The sequence below is a fragment of the Streptomyces sp. NPDC048278 genome, from assembly GCF_040652195.1.
Taxonomy (GTDB): Bacteria; Actinomycetota; Actinomycetes; order Streptomycetales; family Streptomycetaceae; genus Streptomyces.
Window position 1 is genome coordinate 325,196 of record NZ_JBEZLP010000007.1, and the last position, 20,459, is coordinate 345,654.

18 protein-coding genes and 1 pseudogene are annotated in these 20,459 nt (G+C 69.8%); 9 read left to right on the forward strand and 10 right to left on the reverse strand.

The features are described 5' to 3' along the window. Positions 1 to 131 precede the first annotated feature (131 nt). The 3 genes from AB0D74_RS16045 to AB0D74_RS16055 all read right to left on the reverse strand — a co-directional run bounded on the left by AB0D74_RS16045 (position 132) and on the right by AB0D74_RS16055 (position 2,311). Positions 132 to 797: a helix-turn-helix domain-containing protein gene (locus AB0D74_RS16045; RefSeq protein WP_362585916.1), complete on the reverse strand. Its 666-nt coding sequence runs from the start codon at positions 795 to 797 to the stop codon at positions 132 to 134. 39 nt (positions 798 to 836) lie between these two features. Continuing rightward, positions 837 to 1,103, reverse strand: coding sequence for a fumarylacetoacetate hydrolase family protein (locus tag AB0D74_RS16050; RefSeq protein WP_362585919.1), 267 nt, complete (start codon positions 1,101 to 1,103; stop codon positions 837 to 839). 335 nt (positions 1,104 to 1,438) lie between these two features. Continuing rightward, positions 1,439 to 2,311 (reverse strand): helix-turn-helix transcriptional regulator, encoded by an 873-nt coding sequence (locus AB0D74_RS16055; protein WP_362585922.1) that lies wholly within the window; start codon positions 2,309 to 2,311, stop codon positions 1,439 to 1,441. Between the two features lie 187 nt (positions 2,312 to 2,498). Between AB0D74_RS16055 and AB0D74_RS16060 the strand changes: the two genes are divergently transcribed. Both AB0D74_RS16060 and AB0D74_RS16065 read left to right on the forward strand, forming a co-directional pair. After that, on the forward strand, positions 2,499 to 3,275 hold the full coding sequence (locus AB0D74_RS16060; protein ID WP_362585925.1) for an SDR family oxidoreductase: 777 nt from the start codon (positions 2,499 to 2,501) through the stop codon (positions 3,273 to 3,275). Positions 3,276 to 3,321: 46 nt separating this feature from the next. Beyond that, positions 3,322 to 3,480 (forward strand): annotated as a pseudogene (locus AB0D74_RS16065) (acetyl-CoA C-acetyltransferase); the annotation flags it as partial. A 369-nt stretch (positions 3,481 to 3,849) separates the two neighbouring features. Here the strand turns inward: AB0D74_RS16065 and AB0D74_RS16070 are convergent. The 7 genes from AB0D74_RS16070 to AB0D74_RS16100 all read right to left on the reverse strand — a co-directional run bounded on the left by AB0D74_RS16070 (position 3,850) and on the right by AB0D74_RS16100 (position 10,512). Further along, positions 3,850 to 4,431 (reverse strand): helix-turn-helix domain-containing protein, encoded by a 582-nt coding sequence (locus tag AB0D74_RS16070; RefSeq protein ID WP_362585928.1) that lies wholly within the window; start codon positions 4,429 to 4,431, stop codon positions 3,850 to 3,852. 32 nt (positions 4,432 to 4,463) lie between these two features. Beyond that, positions 4,464 to 5,633, reverse strand: coding sequence for an aminotransferase class I/II-fold pyridoxal phosphate-dependent enzyme (locus AB0D74_RS16075; protein WP_362585931.1), 1,170 nt, complete (start codon positions 5,631 to 5,633; stop codon positions 4,464 to 4,466). Positions 5,634 to 5,657: 24 nt separating this feature from the next. Continuing rightward, a complete protein-coding gene (locus tag AB0D74_RS16080) occupies positions 5,658 to 6,452 on the reverse strand; it encodes an SDR family oxidoreductase (protein WP_362585935.1) in 795 nt (264 codons plus the stop codon). 73 nt (positions 6,453 to 6,525) lie between these two features. After that, a complete protein-coding gene (locus AB0D74_RS16085) occupies positions 6,526 to 7,530 on the reverse strand; it encodes a biotin-dependent carboxyltransferase family protein (RefSeq protein WP_362585938.1) in 1,005 nt (334 codons plus the stop codon). Beyond that, positions 7,527 to 8,270: a carboxyltransferase domain-containing protein gene (locus tag AB0D74_RS16090; RefSeq protein WP_362585941.1), complete on the reverse strand. Its 744-nt coding sequence runs from the start codon at positions 8,268 to 8,270 to the stop codon at positions 7,527 to 7,529. Before AB0D74_RS16090 ends, AB0D74_RS16085 begins: the two co-directional genes overlap by 4 nt. An 18-nt stretch (positions 8,271 to 8,288) precedes the next feature. Then, positions 8,289 to 9,104 (reverse strand): 5-oxoprolinase subunit PxpA, encoded by an 816-nt coding sequence (locus tag AB0D74_RS16095; protein WP_362585944.1) that lies wholly within the window; start codon positions 9,102 to 9,104, stop codon positions 8,289 to 8,291. Positions 9,105 to 9,135: 31 nt separating this feature from the next. After that, positions 9,136 to 10,512, reverse strand: coding sequence for an MFS transporter (locus AB0D74_RS16100; RefSeq protein ID WP_362585947.1), 1,377 nt, complete (start codon positions 10,510 to 10,512; stop codon positions 9,136 to 9,138). A gap of 513 nt (positions 10,513 to 11,025) precedes the next feature. On the opposite strand from AB0D74_RS16100, the gene AB0D74_RS16105 reads away from it, so the two are divergent. The 7 genes from AB0D74_RS16105 (at position 11,026) to AB0D74_RS16135 (ending at position 20,319) form a co-directional block, all read left to right on the forward strand. Next, positions 11,026 to 11,664 (forward strand): RraA family protein, encoded by a 639-nt coding sequence (locus AB0D74_RS16105; RefSeq protein WP_362585950.1) that lies wholly within the window; start codon positions 11,026 to 11,028, stop codon positions 11,662 to 11,664. After that, the gene (locus AB0D74_RS16110; protein ID WP_362585953.1) at positions 11,661 to 12,728 is read left to right on the forward strand and encodes a D-2-hydroxyacid dehydrogenase; all 1,068 of its coding nucleotides are present in this window, start codon (positions 11,661 to 11,663) and stop codon (positions 12,726 to 12,728) included. The genes AB0D74_RS16105 and AB0D74_RS16110 overlap by 4 nt, the downstream gene beginning before the upstream one ends. Before the next feature lie 47 nt (positions 12,729 to 12,775). Further along, positions 12,776 to 13,546: an SDR family oxidoreductase gene (locus AB0D74_RS16115; RefSeq protein WP_362585956.1), complete on the forward strand. Its 771-nt coding sequence runs from the start codon at positions 12,776 to 12,778 to the stop codon at positions 13,544 to 13,546. A gap of 23 nt (positions 13,547 to 13,569) precedes the next feature. Next, positions 13,570 to 14,595, forward strand: coding sequence for an L-idonate 5-dehydrogenase (locus tag AB0D74_RS16120; protein ID WP_362585959.1), 1,026 nt, complete (start codon positions 13,570 to 13,572; stop codon positions 14,593 to 14,595). A gap of 29 nt (positions 14,596 to 14,624) precedes the next feature. Continuing rightward, positions 14,625 to 16,076, forward strand: a complete 1,452-nt coding sequence (gene gndA, locus AB0D74_RS16125; protein ID WP_362585962.1) for an NADP-dependent phosphogluconate dehydrogenase — start codon at positions 14,625 to 14,627, stop codon at positions 16,074 to 16,076. 140 nt (positions 16,077 to 16,216) lie between these two features. Next, the gene (icmF, locus tag AB0D74_RS16130; protein ID WP_362585965.1) at positions 16,217 to 19,447 is read left to right on the forward strand and encodes a fused isobutyryl-CoA mutase/GTPase IcmF; all 3,231 of its coding nucleotides are present in this window, start codon (positions 16,217 to 16,219) and stop codon (positions 19,445 to 19,447) included. 11 nt (positions 19,448 to 19,458) lie between these two features. Further along, positions 19,459 to 20,319, forward strand: coding sequence for a 3-hydroxybutyryl-CoA dehydrogenase (locus AB0D74_RS16135; protein WP_362585968.1), 861 nt, complete (start codon positions 19,459 to 19,461; stop codon positions 20,317 to 20,319). The last annotated feature ends 140 nt before the right edge of the window (positions 20,320 to 20,459 follow it).

Genomic DNA, 20,459 nt, shown 5'->3' on the forward strand with positions numbered 1-20,459 from the left:
CCCGGTGACCTGGCTCGCGAAAACGTTACAGTTTGGGCGCGCCTGATGCTCGCTTCTGTGTGCGTACGGGAACCCTACCGGTAAGTGTTGCACATGCGTCACTTAACGGGGGTGGGATGAACCGGCGTGATTCAGGAGGTGGAGGTCCGGTCGTCCGAGTGCATCCGGAGCAGGGCCCGATACGTCTCGACCATGGTCGGCGGAGCCGGCAGCGGGCCGGTCCCCGGAGCGGCGAACGCCTGCGTCAGGTAGGCGATGAGCCTCGGGGAGAGCTTGCCGGAGATGTCGCCCGCCCCGGCCACGATGCCCGCGTGGGCGATGAGCAGCAGGATGATGTCCTCGGGCGTGAAGTCCTCCCGCAGGGCGCCAGCGGCCTTGGCGCGGGCGATCAGCATGCTGATGTTCTCGTAGGCGCGGCGGCGTTCCGCTTCGAGCCTGATGGTCTTCGGGAAGGTCATCGTCAGGACCTCGGTGAATCCGCGGTCCCCGAGCTGCATGCCGACGAGCCGGTCGATGAGGGTGGTGAACCCGCGCCAGGGGTCCGGGTCCGCAAGCGCACCGGCCGCGGCGTCGGCATGGGCCGTGGCCTTGTCCTTGAACACCTCGGCCACCAGATCCGCCTTGGTGGGGAACCGTCGGCGCAGGGTCGGCTCGCCGACCTCGGCGCACTGGGCGATGTAGCGCATGGAGACGCCCAGACCGCGCTCGGCGAAGATCTCGCGAGCGGCGTCGATGATGCGCTGACGGTTCCGTTCGGCGTCGGCCCGCAGGTGCTTGTCCGGTCCCGATTCAGCCATACGCCGATCATACGTGGAGAAGTGGCGAGCAGACTCCGCTTACGTCGTCCGTCGGCTGCCCGCGTCGCCCGCTCGGTGATCCCGCCATCCCGAGGCGCTGAACCGATGGCGCATCTCAACGATTCCCTCGGCTCGGCCGACCAGTTCGTCGGTCGGGCGGAGGTGCCGCCGGGGACGGCGTCCCCAGCCCGTGCAGGACGGCATGCCGGTGAACACGAGGTCGCCCGGCAGCAGCGGCAGGACCTGCGACAGGTAGGAGACGATCCGCGGCACCGCGAAGGTCATGTCACCGGTACTCGTCGACACTGACCACAGGCCGGCCCGCTCGGTGTGAAAGCTGGGGTAGGACTACGCCAGGCTGTACTGCTGCGGCACCGGACCGGACGTCTGCAGCTCGCGTTCCGGCAGATCCTGGCCGGTGGTCAGGCTCGCGACACGGCTCCACGCTTCCGCCACCTCGACACAGTGCCGGCTTGCCGATGCCCGCGACGAGTGCCCCGTCGTGGGGCAGGCAAGCCGCGCCGCCCGGTCTCATCCTGATGCCCGCTGAGCGCACGCCCGGTGCACCGGCCGGAGAGGACGCGGTACGGGCGGACCGGCGGACGTCGACCGGCCACTGCGGCCGATGCACGGCCCCAGTGTCAGGCGAGTGGCTCGGGCGGGGGCTGCGTCAGTGACTGTGGTGCTGTCCAGCTGCTCAGGAGCCGGAGGGCCTCGGCGGTGGGGGAGCCCGGTTCGGCGTTGTAGACGCACAGGGTCTGGTCGGGGTCGCCCAGGGGCTGGAAGGACTCGTAGGTGAAGTGGAGGTCGCCGACGAGCGGGTGGTGGTAGGACTTGGTGCCGTGGGTGCGGTTCAGTACCCGGTGGTCGTTCCACCAGGCGGTGAACTCGGGTGATTTGAGCATGAGTTCACCGACGAGGTCGGCGAGCCGCCGGTCGTGCGGGTGGCGTCCGGCCTCCAGCCGGAGGATGGCGACCGTCTCGGCGGCGACCAGTTCCCAGTGGGCGACGCGTTCGCGGGCCTCGGGGTCGAGCAGGTAGTAGCGGGCGAGGTTGCGTCGGGTCGCGGGCAGGGCGTCGAAGTCGGTCAGCACCTCGCGGGCGAGGCGGTTGGAAGCCAGTACGTCGGCGCGGCGGCCCAGGATGAAGGCGGGCACGTGCTCCAGGGTGTCCAGCATCAGGTACAGGCCCGGTCTGACCCGCTGCGGGCTGGCCGGGGTGCGGCGTGCGGTGGCGGGTCGGGCCAGCAGGTTGGTGAGATGCTCGTGCTCGGAGGCGTCCAGATGGAGCGCCCGGGTGAGAGCCTCGACGACCTCGGGCGACGGCGAGCCGGCGCGGCCCTGCTCGAGTCGGGTGTAGTACTCGGTACTGACCCCGGCCAGCCGGGCCACCTCGTCGCGGCGCAGCCCGGGCACGCGGCGCACCCGCCCGTCGGCGGGCAGTCCGGCCCGGTCTGGGGTGAGACCGGCCCGTCGTGAGCGCAGGAAGGTGGCGATCTCGCTGCTTCGGTCCATGTCTTCCAGTCTCTCGTGGGCGGCCGCGTGCCGCCGGGCGCTGGGTGGCCCTGTGGGTACCAGCCTGGGCAGGGCATGTTTCGGCGGTCCAAGGCGCCCTGCCGACTGATTTTCTGGTGGAGGACAGACGGTGACCGGTCGTAACCACCGGTTCATCCGACCAGTCATCTCCCGGAAGGCGTTCATCATGACCACGCAGACCAGTTCCCTCCCCCTGACCGGCCGTGTCGCGGTCGTCACCGGCGCCTCCAGTGGCATGGGCGCGGCGTCGGCCGAGCACCTGGCCGAGCTGGGTGCTCGGGTCGTGGTCCTGGCCCGGCGGGCGGACCGGCTGACGGACCTGGCCGCCCGGATCGAGAAGAACGGCGGTCAGGCCCTGGCGCTGGCGGTCGACGTGACCGACGCGGTGGCGGTGCAGGCGGCTGCCGACCGGGTCGCGGCCGAGCTGGGCGGTGCCGACCTGCTCTTCAACAACGCGGGTGTCATGCTCTTCAACCCGGCCGAGGCGCTCTCCGGGGGCTCGTGGCGCAGCGAGATCGACCTCAACATCACGGGTCTGACCAACGTCATCGCCGCGTTCACGCCCCAGCTGGTGAGGGCCGCCGCCGAGCGTGGGGTGGCCGACCTGGTCAACACCTCGTCGGTGGGCGCCCACTCCATCCTGCCGGCCTTCTCGGTCTACGCCGCGACCAAGGCCTACGTCACGCACCTCTCCCACAACCTGCGTGCCGAGCTCGGCACGCAGAAGGTCAGGGTCTCCGTGATCGAGCCGGGCCTGGTCGACACCGAGCTGAAGGACCATGTCGCGGGCAGCGGCGGCCCGGCGTTCCCGGAGGGCTTCAAAGCCGTCGTGCCGTGTCTGGAGCCCCAGGACATCGCGCAGACGGTCGGCTTCCTCGCCGGCCTCCCCGCACGGGTCAACCTCTCGCACGTCACGGTCATGCCCACCGGCCAGGCCGCCTGACGCTGACGAGCACGCCCGTGACTCGCAAGCCCAGGCCGCCTGCGCGATCGGAGGGGACCGATTCAAGGGCCAGATCGTGCCCCTCACGGTCGCCGGGGCGGATGGCGGCACGCGCGTCTTCGACACCGACGAGGGTGTCCGCCAGAGCGGCACCCCGGAGCAACCGGCCCGGCTGATGACTCCGTTCAAGGAGGACGGAGTCATCACCGAGGGCAACGCCTCGCAGATGTCCGACGCCGCCTCGGCCCTGCTCGTGACGACCAGCGAGGTCGCCGCGGCCCACGGCTGGACGCCGATGGCCCGCTTCCACACCGGTGTGGTCGTCGGCACCGGCCCGATCACCATGCTCAACGGCCTGATCGCCGCCACCGGGAAGGCCCTCGGCCGAGCCGACCTGGCCATCGGGGACATCAGGGCCTTCGAGATCGACGAGGCGTTCACGTCCCTGGCCTGGCAGAGCCGGACGGGCGCGGACTGCGACGGTCCGAACCAGGGCATACGCCAGGCCTTCAGTCCATGTGCGAGGGCGGTGGCAAGGCCAACACCACCGTCCTCGAACCTTTGTGACTTTCCGTCACTTCCGGGATTCTGCTGCGGACCAGCCGATCAGGGCACCTCGCAGCGCCGACACGAGGCAGGTCGCGGCCTCCTCTTCCGTCCGTCCGCTCTTGATGAGGTCGAGGATGTCCCGGGGGTCGAACAGGACGTTCCATACATACAGGGCCTCGTCGCCGAGGTCTCCGAGGCCGAGGTCCTCGGTGGTCTGCCGCAGCGGCTCGGCGAGTGCCTCGGCCTGCGGGGCGAGGTAGCCGGTGCCCTCGCGCAGCCGCTCCAGATAGCCGCGGTGCGAGCGCATCTGGGCCATCGCGCCGCCGTGTTCGAGGACGAGGGAGACCCAGTGCCGGGACACCGCTTCGAGCCTCGCCATCCCCCGGGTCGTCTGCTGTGCGCTGAAGTCCCGCAGGTCCGAGCCGACTTGGGCGCGGAAGGCGTGCAGGATCTCCTCGACGGAGGAGAAGTGGCGGTAGGCCGTCGCGGTGGACACCTCGGCGTGCTTGGCGATCTCGGCGAGGCTGACCGGCGTCGGCGAGTTCTCGAACAGCAGTGCGGCGGCCTTGATGAGCTGCCGGCGGTTGCGCTCGGTGTCGCTGCGCATGGGGCGACTCCTGGTTGCGGACGGGACGGTGCTCATCGCAGCGCCGCGAGACCGTCCGCCAGCCGGCGGACCCCCTCGGTGATGGACTGCGGGCTGGCAGCGTACGACAGGCGCAGGTGCTTCTCCCCGCGGGCCCCGAACTCGCTGCCCGGCCGCACCGCGACGCCGCGCGAGCGCAGCGCCGCCACGACCTCCACCGAGGGCAGGTCGAGGTCGTAGCGCGGGAACTGGTAGAAGGCACCTTCCGGAGCGCTGAGAGTGAGGCCGGGGATCGTGGACAGCGCGTCGCGCATGATGTCCCGGCGTTCCTCGTACGCGGCGCGCATCCGGGCGACGTCCGCCGCGCAGTGTTCCACCGCGGCGAGCGCGGCGTCCTGGACCACGGTGTTCACCGAGCCGTTGAACGTGTTGTGGACGCGCGCGGCGGCCTGGATGAGCGACGTCGGTCCCCAGAGGTAGCCGACGCGCCAGCCGGTCATCGCGTAGCTCTTGGAGAAGGTCTGGCAGTAGACGGTGCGGTCGCGCAGGCCGTCGACCGAGATCGCCGAGGTGAAGGGGCGGCCGGTGTAGTCGAGGTCGGAGTACGCCTCGTCGGAGATGACGAGAGTGGGTGTGCCGTCGAGCAGTTCGGCGAGCGCTTCGAGTTCCGCGCGGCTGTGCACGATGCCCGTCGGGTTGACGGGGTTGCAGAAGACGAAGAGCTTGGCGTCTGTGAGGGCGTCGGCGAGCCGGTCGAGGTCCCAGTGCAGGTCTTGCGCGAGCGGGACGGGGACGACGGTGCCGCCCGCCATGGCGACCAGGTCGCCGTAGAGCGAGTACGTGGGGTCGGGGATCACCACCTTGTCGCCGGGGTTGACGATGCCGAGGATCGAGGCCGAGAGCCCGGCCGTGCCGCCCTGAGTGATCAGGACGTCGGCGGCGGAGGCCGGTGCGCCGATGGTGGCCGAGAGCCTGGCCGCGAGCGCCTCGCGCAGGGACGCCTCGCCGAGCAGGGGGGAGTAGTGGGTGCGTCCGGAACGCAGCGAGGCGGCGGCAGCCTCGGTGACCTTCTCCGGGGTGTCGAAGTCGGGCTCACCCATGGCGAGGGAGACGAGGTCGCCGCGGGACTGCGGCTGCTGCGTACGGCGGGAGGCGGCGGCGATCCGGGCGACGGCGTCGGCCGTGCCGTACAGCGGCGGCTGGGTGGTCATGGTGGGCGGCATGCGCTCCTCCTGTTTGCGAGTAGGTCAGGCCTGCGATGTGGCGGCGGCGGGTGCGCCCGCCCAGCGGCTGGTCTCCAGGTCGGCGGAGACGTCGCGCTGCCGGGTGGGGGCGACGACGATCTCCTGGAGGACGACGCGCTGGGGCAGGGCGACGGCGAGCCGGATGGCCTCGGCCACGTCCTCGGGGCGCACCATGTCGCTGCGTTCTTCGGCGGCCGGCGGCCGGGCGCGGTTGTCGAGGATGGGGGTGTCGGTCTCGCCGGGCAGTACGGTGATCGCCCGCAGGCCCTGGTTGCGGAAGGTGTTGTGCAGGAAGGTCATGAAGTTGCGGACCCCGGCCTTGGCCGCGCCGTAGGCGGCGCCGCCGAGCAGGTTGGGGTTGACCGCGGCGAGGGAGGAGACGGTGACGATCGTCCCGGTGCCGCGGTCGAGCATGTCGGGCAGGACCGCCTGGGTGAGCCGGAAGACCGCGGTGAGGTTGACGTCGAGTACCTGGCGCCACTCCTCGTGCGGCAGCCACTGCGGGTTGAGCACCGAGGAGGCGCTGCCGGCGTTGTTGACCAGGACGTCGACCGGGCCGAGTTCGGCCCGCACCCGGTCGAGGGCGCGTGCCACGTCGTCCGCGCTGGTGATGTCCGCGGCGAGCGCGAGGGCTACGCCGCCCTCGGCGCGGATCTTGTCGGCGGCGGCGGCGAGTGCTTCCTGCCTGCGGCCGACCAGCGCGACGGCCACACCGTCGCGGGCGAGGAGCCGCGCGGTCTCCAAGCCCATCCCGCTGCCGGCTCCCGTGACGAGCGCGACCGTGCCGGGTGTTGTCATCCCGCGTTCCTCCTCCGTAGGTGAACCAGAGCGTGAAGAATTTGAGTACTGCATCGCATATGAGAATAGATTCTCAATTCAGATGAAGCAAGGGCGTCGCGAAACCCAGCGCGGCGAACGCCTCGGCGGTCGCCTGCCCCAGCACCCGGATCTCGTCCTCGACCTGCGCATGGCGGCGTACCGAGGTTTCCCGGTCTGTCCAGCGGAAGCGCAGCTCCCGGCCGGGCCCGGCCTGTCCGAGCAGCGGCAGCGAGGCCCGGGAGGCCACGCCGACGATCGGATAGCCCGCGGTCAGACTCCGGTAGCGGCCGAGGACGATCAGTTCGTCCGCGTGCGGGATCTGCAGTGCCCCGACGGGCACGCCGTGCGACACGATCTCCGTGTCGGCGTCCGGGTGCCGGACCGGTCCGGCGAGCCGCAGTCCGACGTGGTCGGAGCGAGGGGTGACGACGTAGAGCGACTCCTCGATCAGTTCGCGGACGCCGGTGATCGACCGCATGCCGTGGGTGGCGACCACATCGATCGCCCAGGGGCCTTCGTCGAAGCGCGGGACGGGGACGGGCAGCCTGAACAGCGGCGCTCCGAACAGCCGACGGCCGAATCCGCGGAATTCCGTCTCCAGCAGGACTCGCGATCCCCGTACGACCGCCTGGGCGAACCCCATCCGCGGATCCGGGGCCGCGCTGCCCAGCAGAGCCTCGGCACCGACCGTCCCGTTGACGGCCAGGTAGGTACGGGTGCCCCGGCTCAGGTCCCCGCGGATCCGCACCTCCTGCCCCGCCGGCACCACCAGCGGTGACCAGCCGTCGGCGGGCGAACCGGCGACGGCGACCTCGGCGGGGGCGCCGGTGACGGCGATCAGGACGTCGGCGTCGGGTACGAACGCCAGCTCGCCACCCAGGCTCTCGATCAGAGTCGCGTCACGGCGGTTGCCCACGAGCAGGTTCGCGACGGCGGCCGAGTGCTGGTCGGCGGCACCTCCGGTCGGCACACCGCGTTGTTCTGTACCGCTGCGGCCCAGGTCCTGGTAGGTGGTGATCCAGCCGGTGTGGGTGAAGTCGAGTGCCACGGTCCTCATACGGTCACCTCCGTGACGGGCTTCAGCAGGCCGGAGCCCAGCACCTCGGCTTCCGCCCGGGTGACCGGGACGAAGCGCACGAGGTCGCCGGCGCCGAACGAGACGGGGTCCGGGCGGGAGATGTCGACGATGGTGCGAGGGGTCCGTCCCACCACTCGCCAGCCGGTCGGACCGGGGAACGGCTGGATGATCGCGTTGGTGCCGGCGATCATGACGGAGCCCGGTGCCACATCGGTGCGCGGCTCGGCCCGACGGCGTACCGGTCGCGGCACCTTGAGACCGTCCATCATGGGAGCCATCGCGGCACCCAGCAGGCTGATGGTGAAGGCCGACCCGGCGATCGCCTCGACCACCTCGGCGGGGGACAGGGACAACTCCTCGGCGACGGATGCCAGATCGGGACCGTACTCGTCGTCGAAGACCACGGGGACGGCGAAGGTCCGTATCCGTCGTCGGGGAGCGGCCGGGTCGTCCGCGGGCGAAGGCGCCCACCGTGCCACCAGCCGGGCCGCGTACTCCACGTGCTCCAGTGCCGTGACCAGGGGGTCGTACTCGATGAGCAGGGACTCGAGGCCCGAGACGACGTCGACTACCCCGTGCGGGCGATGGGCGAGGAACCGGTCGCGGAACGCGACGATCCCCGCCCGGCGGACAGCTTGGTCGGTGTGGGGGATGGTCACCATCGCCGCCGAGTCCCCGAAGGGCTCGACGGTGATGGCGCCGTACTGTGCTGTGGTCATCGGCTGATGCGCTCCGCCTCAGCCGGCGAGCGCGGCCTCCGCCTGCTCCGACTTCTCCGCCAGGACCTCCCGCAGACCGGCGACCCGGATGCCCTCGGCGGCGAGCGCGGCCCGCAGCGCGGTGCCGTTGGCCAGGACGGACGGGTGGTCGCCGTGCAGGAGCAGGACGTCGGCGTCGTGGCCGAGCGGGACCACGTTGCCGTCCACCGAGCGGACCGTGCCCTCCCTCACGACCTGGGCGGACCGCTCGCCGATCAGCTCGGGGTCGTGGATCAGGCCGTCCGGGCGTGAGCGGGAGACGGGCATGCCGTCGTCGCCGTAACCCCGGTCCGCGAGGAAGACGTAGCCGACCTCCAGGCCGCGCTTGCGGGACTCCTCGGCGAGCAGCCCGCGCTGGCAGATGACGACGTAGTCCTTGTTGTACGCGGCCACCGCGTCGGTGATGGCCCGGGCGTGCTTGGCGTCGGTCTGGGCGATCGAGCCCATCCGGCCGTGCGGGGCGACATGGCTGATGGTGCCGCCGTGCACCCGGGCGAAGGCATCGAGCGCTCCCAGCTGGTAGAGGACGTCGGTGCGGATCTCCTCCTCGGTCGCCTCGATCAGCCGGCGGCCGAAGCCGACCAGGTCGGGATAGCCGGGGTGGGCGCCCAGCTCGATGCCCCGCTCGACGCAGTCCTTGACGGTCCGGTCCATGATGCGGGGGTCGCCGGCGTGGAAGCCGCAGGCGATGTTCGAGGAGGTGACGAGGCCGAGCAGGGCGCCGTCGTCGCCGATGGTGTAGTTGCCGAAGCTCTCGCCGAGGTCTGCGACGACTGCTACGGAGTTGATACCCATGAGAGTTGCTCCTGTGGTGGGGGTGGGCGGCTCAGCGGGCCTCTAGGGGCCTGCCCTTGGTCTCGCGCAGGAAGGCGACGGTGGCCAGGGTAATCAGCGCGGTGATGATCGAGGCGAAGGCAGGGATCAGGTTGGAGCCGGTCGATTTGATCAGCGAGGTCATGACCAGCGGGGCGCTGCCGCCGAAGATGACCGTCGAGATGCTGAAGCCGATGCTGTAGGCGGAGTAGCGCACGCTGGTCGGGAACATCTCGGCCAGCATGGTGTGCACGACCGCGGCGTGCCCGGAGAAGGCGATCGCGAGGACGACCGTACCGATGCAAGCGAGCCCGAACTGTCCGGTGGTGATGAGTTTGAACATCGGGTACGAGACCAGGGCCATGGCGATCGCGGAGCCGGCCAGCACGGGCTTGCGGCCGTGCCGGTCCGAGAGCCGGGCCATGACCGGGATACATATGACGATGGCGACCAGGCTGAACGCGGTGACCGTCAGTGCCCGCAGCATCGAGAAGCTGTGTGTGCCGAGCGAGGTCTTGAGGTAGGTCGGCATGTAGGCGAAGAGCAGGTAGTAGCCGGGGCCGTTGAGCGCGGGAAGGAAGATCGTGAGCGCGATCGCCTTGAGGTGCCGCGGGTTGGTGAAGGTGTCCTTGAGGGGGTTGCGCGCGACGGTGTTCTCCTCGCGCAGTGCTGCGAAGTGCGGGGTCTCCTCCAGCCGGCGCCGGATGTAGAAGCCGATGTAGCCGAGTGGGACCGCGAGCAGGAACGGCACCCGCCAGGCCCAGGACGTCATCGCGTCGTCGCCGAGCGCGGTGATGAGGACGGCCGAGAAGGCGCTGCCGAACATCAGGGCGACGAAGGAGCCGACGGCGATGAAGCTCATCATGAAGTTGCGGCGCGCGTTGGGCGCGTACTCGCCGACGAACGACATGGCGCCGGCCACTTCACCGCCGGCGGAGAAGCCCTGCAGTACGCGGAGGAGTACAAGCAGGATCGGCGCGCCGACCCCGATGGCCGCGTGCGAGGGGATGAGGCCGATGGACGCTGTGGCGGCGGAGATCAGTACGAGAAGGGTGGCGAGCAGGCCCTTGCGGCCGAGCCGGTCCCCGAGATAGCCGCAGATCACGCTGCCGAACGGGCGGGCGATGAAGCTGATCAGGAAGCCGACGTTGGTGAGGAAGAGGTTTCCGGCGTCTGCCTCGCCCATGATGTTGATCGCGAGGTAGGTGACGAGCAGGCCGTAGATGCCGTAGTCGTACCACTCGACGAAGGAGCCCACGGCGCCCGCGAAAGTGGCCTTGCGGACGACCTTGTGGTCGGCGGAGAGGGCGTCGATGGCTGCCGCACCGGGCTCGCGTGCCGCTACCTCGTCACGGTCCGATGGGATGCCGAGCTGATCTGACGTTGCCATACGCGTTCACTTTCAGTGTCGCGGACTCCGGGGACGGTGTCCTGAGGGTCGTGCGCCGAGCGAAGCCGCTGACGGCGATCGCTCCTGCGCCGAGATGCACCCGACGGTGTGGGGCGCAAGGGGGAGGCCGGTGACGGCGCCTCAGGGGAGTTGTGCGGCCCTGGCATGGTCCGGGACCGGAGACGGTGGGACAACATCAGAGCCAAGATGCGACTTGAATCGCGAATGAGAATAGGTTTGCAGTACGGGGTGGTCAAGGATGCGGTGTTGACTCTGTATTAACTCGTGGTTTCACCCCGCTTTCGCCTTCGGTCTCACTGCTTCACGGTCCGGATTAGCCCTCTTTCCATGGTCTCTGCCGAGGTTGTGCGACCCGATTCGGCCACTTCGGTGCCCCTTGTGCTGTACGGCGGATGGATGCAGACTGACTCTCATCAAAACGCGAAAGCTTTCGCACTTTACGGTAGGGGTGCTCCTGATCTCCCCACGCCCACACACCCGAAGGAACCCGCGATGACCCAGGACAACGTGCGTGCGAACACCGGATGGGAACGCGTCGGCGGACACGTGCTCGACCGCTTCCGCGCCCACTCGGTGGCCAACCTCGGAGACGCCCTCGACCGGCTCAACATCGTCGACGGCGGCATCGCACCCATCTGGAGCGGAGCCAGGGCCGTCGGCACGGCCCTTCCGGTGCTCACCGTCGCGGGCGACAACAAAGCCGTGATCGAGGCCCTCGACCACATCCGCCCCGGCGACATCCTCGTCATCAACGCGTTCGGATACGAGGGCCGTGCGATCATCGGAGACAACCTGGCCCAGCGCTTCGCGGTGTTCGGTGCCGCCGGCGCGGTCGTCGACGGATACGTGCGGGACGCGGCCATCATCGAGAGGCTCGGCGTTCCGGTCTTCGCCCGCGGTCTGACGCCGGCCGGCCCCTTCAAGAACGGTCCCGGCGCCATCGGCGAACCAGTAGCGATCGGCGGCGTCGTCGTGAATCCGGGTGACATCGTCGCCGCCGACGGGGACGGCGTCATCGTCATCCCGCCGCACCGCGCCGAAGAGGCCCTGAAGGGCGTAGAGGAGATCGTCGCCCGCGAGGCCGCGCTGGACGCCGAGGTCGAGGCTCTGCGGAACGCGGCTGCCAAATGAGCGGACGGGCCGGCCGACCGGACCGGCTCCGGGTCGCGGTCGCCGCACCGCTGTCCGAGGAGAACTGCGCACGCGTCCAGGAGCTGGAGCCGCGTGTCGACCTTGTCGTCGACCAGTCCCTGCTGCCGCCGATGCGCTGGCCCGCGGACTTCGCGGGCGATCCGGACTGGCGGCGCTCCGAGGAGCAGCAGCGAGCCTACGAGGCCGCCATCGACTCCGCCGACGCTCTGTACGGGATCCCCGACGTGGATCCGGGCGCACTCGCCCGTGCCGTTCGCGCCAACCCGGGGCTGTGCTGGGTGCAGACGATGGCGGCCGGCGGCGGCGGACAGGTCAGGGCGGCCGGGCTGACCGGCGCGGAACTCCAGCGGGTGCTCTTCACGACGTCGGCCGGAGTGCACGGACGGCCGCTCGCCGAGTTCGCCGTCTTCGGCGTGCTCGCGGGAGCCAAGGATCTGCCGCGCCTCAGCCGCCAGCAGCGCGACCACGCATGGAGCGGGCGCTGGACGATGGGGCAGGTGAGCCGGCAGACCGTGCTGGTCCTGGGGCTCGGCGGGATCGGCCGTAAGGTCGCCGAGGCGCTGCACGCGCTGGGGGCCACCGTCATCGGCACGAGCAGAAGAGACGTCAGCGTGCCCGGCGTCACGACCGTCGTGCATCCCGACCGCATCACCGACGTGGCGCGCACGGTCGACGCCGTTGTGAACACCCTGCCGGGCACCGACGCCACCGAGCACCTCGTGGGCAAACGGTTCTTCGACGCTCTTCGGCCCGGAGCCACGCTGGTCAACGTCGGGCGCGGCACCGTCGTCGACGAGGCCGCCCTGCTCGACGCGCTCGACTCGGGGCAGGTCGGATTCGCCGCACTCGACGTCTTCGAGACCGAACCCCTGCCGGTCCACAGCCCCCTCTGGGACCACGGCCGAGTCCTGGTGAGCCCGCACACCGCCGCACTCGACGCCGCGGAGGACCGCCTCATCGCGGAGCTCTTCGCCGCCAACGCCACCCGCCTCCTCGACGGCCACGACCTGGTCAACCGCGTCGACACCGTCGAGTTCTACTGACCCCTCGCGTCCACCGGCCCCTGCAACCAGGAAAGACCACCACGAACATGTCCTCCCCCTTCGACCTCACCGGCAAGGCCGCCCTGGTCACCGGATCGAGCCGCGGTATCGGGCTGGGAATCGCGACCGGGCTGGCGGATGCCGGAGCGACCCTCGTTCTCAACGGCGTCGACCCCGTCCGTCTGGAGCAGACCCGAAGGTCACTGGCCGGGCGGTTCGGCGACGACCGCGTCGCGGCCCGCGCCTTCGACATCGTCGACGAGAACGCCGTCGCAGCGGCCGTCGAGTCGGTCGAGTCCGAGATCGGCGCCATCGACATCCTGGTGAACAACGCCGGGGTCCAGCACCGGGAGCCGCTGACCGAGGTGAGCCTCGACGACTGGCGGCGCGTGATCGACACCGACCTCACCGGCGCCTTCGTGGTGGGCCGCCACGTCGCACGGCGGATGCTGCCGCGCCGAGCGGGGAAGATCATCAACATCTGCTCGGTCCAGACCGACCTGGCCCGCCCCACCATCGGCCCGTACACGGCGGCCAAGGGCGCCCTGCGCAACCTCACCCGGGCCATGACGGCCGAGTGGGCCGGGGAAGGCATCCAGATCAACGGAATCGCCCCCGGTTACATCCATACCGAGATGACCCAGAACCTGGTGGACGACGAGGAGTTCAACTCCTGGATCCTCGGCCGCACCCCGGCCCGGCGCTGGGGCACGGTGGCCGACGTGGTCGGCCCCACCGTCTGGCTCGCGTCCAGCGCTTCCGACTACGTCAACGGCCAGGTCGTCTTCGTCGACGGCGGCATGACCGTCGTCGTCTGAGAAGGGAACCTTTCACGATGTCCATGACCACCACTGCGGTCGTCGCACACGGAGCCGGCGACGTCCGCGTCGAGCAGGTCGACGTGCGCGCACCCGCACCCGACGAGGCGGTGATCGCCGTCGCCTACGGCGGTGTCTGCGGCTCCGACCTGCACTACTGGCGGCACGGCGCGGTGGGCGAATCGATCCTGCGGGCGCCGATGGTCCTCGGGCACGAGGTGGCCGGTACGGTCGTACGGGCGGCGGCCGACGGAAGCGGCCCCGCCGCCGGCACCCGGGTCACCGTGCACCCCGCGACGCGGGAGCACACCGACGCCCGCTTCCCCCACGACCGCCCCAACCTCTCGCCCGGGGTGCGCTACCTCGGCTCCGCCGCGCGGTTCCCGCACACCGAGGGCGCCTTCGCCCGCGAGGTCGTGCTCCCCACGGCGATGCTGCGCGCCCTGCCCGACGGCCTGGACCTGCGCCTCGCCGTCCTGGCCGAGCCCGCCGCCGTCGCATGGCATGCCGTGTCCCAGGCCGGTGACCTGCGCGGCAAGCGCGTCCTGGTCGTCGGCAGTGGGCCCATCGGCGCCCTGGCCGTCGCGGCGGCAAGACGGGCGGGGGCCGCCGAGATCGTGGCGGTCGACCTGCACACCAAGCCCCGCGAGATCGCGACGGCGGTCGGAGCCACCCGCACCCTCGACGCGGGCGACGGCGACGCCATCGGGGCCGTGGACGCGGACGTGGTGATCGAGTCCTCCGGCAACCACCGCGGCCTGGCCTCGGCGATCAGGGGCGCCACCCGCGGCGGCACCGTGGTCATGGTCGGCCTGCTGCCCAACGGCGACCAGCCCGTGCCGATCGCCCACGCCATCACCCGGGAGCTCCGTCTCGTCGGCTCGTTCCGCTTCAACGACGAGATCGACGAGGTGATCCCGGCGCTGGCCGACGGCTCCCTGGCCGTCGAACCGGTCATCACCCACACCTTCCCCGTGGACGAGACGCTGCAGGCCCTCACGGTCGCTGCGGACTCCTCTGCCTCGGGCAAGGTCTTGCTCGCCTTCTGAGCACATCGCACCAAATGAAAGAGGTACGGATGAACACCCGGGCAACCGCCAACATCGGCGTCGTCGGGCTGGCGGTGATGGGCTCCAACCTGGCGCGCAACCTCGCCTCCCGCGAGGGCAACACCGTCGCCGTGTACAACCGCACGCGGGAACGCACCGACGAACTCGTCAGCCGCCATCCGGAGGCGGGACTCGTCGCCGCCGCGTCGATCGACGACTTCGTCGCGTCGCTGGCCAGGCCGCGTACCGCGATCGTCATGGTGCGGGCCGGCGCGGGCACCGACGCGGTCGTCGACCAGCTCGCCGAACGCTTCGAACCCGGAGACATCATCGTCGACGGCGGCAACGCCGACTTCCAGGACACGATCGCCCGCGAGAAGCGGCTCGCGCCCACCGGCGTCCACTTCGTGGGCGTCGGCATCTCCGGCGGCGAAGAGGGCGCGCTCAACGGTCCCTCGATCATGCCCGGCGGCTCGGCGGAGTCGTACCGGACCCTCGGACCCGTCCTCGCCTCCATCGCGGCCGTCGCCGAGGGGGAGCCCTGCGTCACCCACGTGGGCACGGACGGCGCCGGTCACTTCGTGAAGATGATCCACAACGGCATCGAGTACGCCGACATGCAGTTGATCGGCGAGGCGTACGACCTGCTGCGCACGGTGGGCGGTTTGCGGCCGCACGCGATCGCGGACGTCTTCGCCGAGTGGAACAAGGGGCCGCTGGAGTCGTACCTCATCGAGATCACGGCCGAGATCCTGCGCCAGGCCGACCCAGCGACCGGGCAGCCGTTCGTCGACGTGGTGCTGGACCAGGCGGGGTCCAAGGGCACCGGAGTGTGGACCGTGCAGAACGCCCTCGACCTCGGCGTCCCCGTGGGCGGCATCGCGGAAGCGGTCTTCGCCCGTTCCGTGTCCGGGAGGTCGGCGCAACGGGCGGCTGTACGGCGGGTCATCACCTCACGACCCGAAGTGCGGAAGGCCGACGACACCTTCGTGCAAGATGTGGCTGCGGCTCTCTACGCCTCCAAGGTCGTCGCCTACGCACAGGGCTTCGACGCCATCGTCGCCGGAGCCGAGAAGTACGGCTGGGACTTGCGCAAGGACCGGATCGCACGGATCTGGCGGGGCGGCTGCATCATCCGGGCACGCTTCCTGAACCGCATCGCGGAGGCGTACACGGAGAACCCGCACATCACTACGCTGCTCGAAGCGCCCTACTTCGCATGGGCCGTGGCCGAAGGGGAGGCGGCGTGGCGTCGCGTCGTCGCGACCGCGGCGCTGTCCGGGGTACCGGCGCCGGGGTTCGGCGCGGCACTGAGCTACTACGACTCCTTGGCGGCCGAACGGCTCCCCGCCGCCCTCATCCAGGGGCAGCGCGACTTCTTCGGGGCCCACACCTATCGCCGCGTCGACAGGCAGGGCGTCTTCCACACCGAGTGGTCCGGCAGCCGCACCGAGATCACGATGGGCACCGCCGCGCACTGAGGGACGGCTCCTATGGGGCAAGGGTGGTGAGGTGGTAGGGCGCGCCGGCATCTGTGTATCACCTCACACTCCCGAAAATAGTAGGACGTCCTACTATCTCTTGCAGATCGCCTCCGGCTCTGTTCTGGGAAGGCCCTGCCATGAGCGAACTGCATCGTCCTGTGCACCCCGTCCGTCTGGTCACGGCCTCGGCCCTGTTCGACGGGCATGACGCGTCGATCAACATCATGCGTCGGCTCTTCCAGTCCCAGGGTGCCGAGGTGATCCACCTCGGCCACAACCGCTCGGTGCGGGAGGTGGTGGACGCGGCGCTGGAAGAGGACGCGCACGGGGTGGCGGTCTCCTCGTACCAGGGCGGACATGTCGAGTACTTCGAGTACCTGGTCGAGTCGCTGCGCGAGCGGGGCGCGGAGCACGTGCGGGTGGTGGGTGGTGGCGGTGGTGTCATCGTTCCCGAGGAGATCACCCGGCTACGGGGAAGCGGGGTCACCATCTTCTCGCCGCAGGACGGGCAGCGGATGGGGCTGGCCGGTATGGTCAACTCGGTCGTGAAGGACTGCGACTTCGACCTGTGGGACGGCAAACCGGCGGATGCCGCGGGCGTGTTGGCGGGTGACAGGTTCGCAGTCGCCCGCGCCGTCACGGGCGCTGAACTCGGCAAGCTGCCGGCGGACTTCACCGCTCAGCTGCGTGCCGCGGATTCGGCTCGGGTGGTGCCGGTGCTGGGCATCACCGGCACCGGCGGATCCGGAAAGTCTTCTCTCACCGACGAGTTGGTGCGCCGCTTCCGGGTCGACCAGCAGGACAAGCTGCGGATCGCGGTGATCGCCGTCGACCCGACCCGGCGCCGTGGCGGCGGTGCGCTCCTCGGCGACCGGATCCGAATGAACTCCCTCGACGGCAACCGGGTGTTCTTCCGCAGCCTGGCCACTCGCGGCAGCCGTGAGCTGCCCGAGCATCTGCCGGAGGTCATCGAGGTGGTGAAGGCCGCCGGGTTCGACCTGGTGATCGTGGAGACGCCGGGCATCGGCCAGGGCGACGCGGCGATCGTGCCGTTCGTCGATACCTCGCTGTACGTGATGACTCCGGAGTTCGGTGCGGCCTCCCAGCTGGAGAAGATCGACATGCTCGACTTCGCCGACGTGGTGGCGATCAACAAGTTCGAGCGCCGCGGCGCCAAGGACGCGCTGCGCGACGTAGGTCGGCAACTCGTGCGCAACCGCGAGGCGTTCGGGCAGCGGCCCGAGGACATGCCGGTGTACGGCACCTCGGCGGCCACTTTCAACGACGACGGAGTCACTGCGCTCCATCAGCACCTCAAGACCCTTCTGGCCGAGAAAGGGCTGCCGCTGGTCGAGGGGGTCCTTGCTCCAGTCGACGTGCGGCATTCTTCCGGCATCCGCCAGGTCGTCCCTACGGATCGGGCGCGGTATCTCGCCGAGATCACTGATACTGTCCGCGGCTACCACTCTGTCACCGGCCAAGTGGCCGACGTGGCACGGCGAGTGCAGCGTCTGGCGCTGGTCGAGGAACAGCTCGTCGACGCCGGCCTGGACGCGCAGGACGTACGGTCACTGCTGACCGATGCGCGCCGGCAGCTGCCGTATGAGGTCGCCCAGCAGATCGAAGGCTGGCCCTCGGTCGTCGCCTCGTACTCGGGCGACGAGCAGGTCGTGAAGATCCGCGACCGGGAGATCCGCACCAAGCTCAACCGGGAGTCCCTGTCCGGCAGCAGGATCCCCCGCGTGGCCCTGCCTCGCTTCACCGACCACGGCGAACTGGTCCGTTTCTGGCGCGCGGAGAACCTGCCCGGTCAATTTCCCTTCACGGCAGGGGTGTTCCTCTTCAAGCGTGACGGTGAGGACCCGGCCCGGATGTTCGCGGGCGAGGGCGACCCGTTCCGCACCAACCGGCGCTTCCAGCTGCTCTCCGAGGGCCAGCCCGCAACGAGGCTGTCAACCGCATTCGACTCCGTCACCCTCTACGGCCGTGACCCCGGCGAGCGCCCCGACATCTACGGCAAGGTTGGCACCTCCGGCGTCTCCGTCGCCACTCTCGACGACATGAAGGCGCTCTATGACGGCTTCGACCTACTCGCCCCGACCACCTCGGTGTCGATGACGATCAACGGACCCGCACCTACCATCCTGGCCTTCTTCCTCAACGCGGCCGTCGACCAGCACATCGAGAAGTTCCGGAACGCCGAGGGCCGCGAGCCCTCGCCCGAGGAGGCGGTCGAGCTGCGTGCCCGGGCGCTGGGGACCGTGCGCGGCACGGTGCAGGCCGACATCCTCAAGGAGGACCAGGGGCAGAACACCTGCCTGTTCTCCACCGAGTTCTCCTTGCGCATGATGGCCGACGTCCAGGAGTGGTTCATCGCGCATCAGGTCCGCAACTTCTACTCGGTGTCCATCTCCGGCTACCACATCGCAGAAGCCGGCGCGAACCCCATCAGCCAGCTCGCCTTCACCCTTGCCAACGGATTCACCTACGTCGAGGCCTACCTGGCCCGGGGCATGGACATCGACGACTTCGCCCCCAACCTTTCGTTCTTCTTCTCCAACGGCATGGATCCCGAGTACTCGGTGCTGGGGCGGGTCGCCCGCCGCGTCTGGGCGGTGGCGATGAAGGAGAAGTACGGTGCCAACGAGCGCTCACAGAAGCTGAAGTACCACGTCCAGACCTCCGGACGCTCCCTGCACGCCCAGGAGATGGACTTCAACGACATCCGCACAACGCTTCAGGCACTCATCGCCGTCTATGACAACTGCAACAGCCTGCACACCAACGCCTACGACGAGGCCGTCACCACCCCCACCGAGGACTCCGTACGCCGGGCCCTGGCCATCCAGCTCATCATCAACCGGGAGTGGGGTCTGGCGATGAACGAGAATCCGCTCCAGGGGGCGTTCATCATCGACGAGCTGACCGATCTGGTCGAGGAGGCGGTGCTGCAGGAGTTCGAGCGGATCAGCGAACGCGGCGGTGTGTTGGGCGCGATGGAGACCGGCTATCAGCGCGGCCGGATCCAGGACGAGTCGATGCTCTATGAGCAGCGCAAGCACGACGGGTCGCTGCCCCTCATCGGGGTCAACGCCTTCCGTAACCCGCACGCCGACACCGCCGAACCAGGTGTCGTCGAACTCGCCCGCGCCACCGAGCAGGAGAAGCACTCCCAACTGAACCGCGTCCACGACTTCCGGGCCCGCAACCAGGAGTCGGCCCATGCCGCCCTGACAGCTCTCAAGGAAGCTGCGACGGGCGGCGAGAACGTCTTCGCCGTCCTCATGGATGCGGCCCGGGTCTGCTCGCTGCAGCAGATCACCGACGCCTTTTTCGAGGTCGGCGGCCAGTACCGTCGTAACGTTTGAAAGGACCTTCCATGGATTGCATCATCCGTCTCGGAGTCGTCGGCTGCGGTCTCATGGGCTCCGGCATCGCCGAAGTCGCCGCCCTGGCCGGTCTTGACGTCCGCGTCGCCGAAGCCGCCTCCGACGCGGCCGAGGCCGGCCGCCGCCGGGTCACCGCCTCCCTCGATCGCGGAGTCAAGCGGGCCAAGCTCACCGAGGAGGATCGCGACCGTGCTCTCGCCGGGCTTTCCTTCACTCATGATGTCGGTGATCTGGCCGACCGTCAGTTCGTCGTCGAGGCCGTTGCCGAGAACCGCGCCATCAAGATCGATGTCATCCGTTCGCTGGACAAGGTCGTCGAGGACCCCGTGGCGATTCTCGCCACCAACACATCATCCATCCCCATCGTGGACCTCGCCGTCGCCACCGAACGCCCCGGGCAGGTCATCGGCATGCACTTCTTCAATCCCGTGCCCGTGCAGCGCCTGGTGGAAGTGATCCCGGGCCTCACCACCAGCGCGGACACCGAACGACGCACTCGCGCCTTCGCCGAGCGGCTCGGCAAGACCACCGTCCGGGCGGCCGACCGGGCCGGCTTCGTCGTCAACGCCCTGCTGATCCCCTATCTGCTGGGCGCGGTCCGTATGGTGGAGTCCGGCAGTGCGCGCCCCGAGGACATCGACCAAGGCATGGAGTTGGGCTGCGCCCACCCGATGGGCCCGCTCCGCCTGCTCGACCTCATCGGTCTGGACACGGCCCAGGCCATAGCCGAGTCGATGTACGACGAGTACAAGGAACCGCTGTACGCGTCCCCCGCCCTGCTGCGCCGCATGGTCGCCGCCGGGCATCGCGGCCGCAAGAGCGGACGCGGGTTCTACGCATACGGCAACTGAGCCCGTGTGCACAGGCGTGACGGCGTCGATGCCACCGACCCTTGACGGGGCCGGGGGGTACCCTTCGACGGATGTCAGGCCGCCCCGCACACGCCGAATTCGGCCAACGACGGTGATGTGCCTGCTCGACCGTGAGGCCC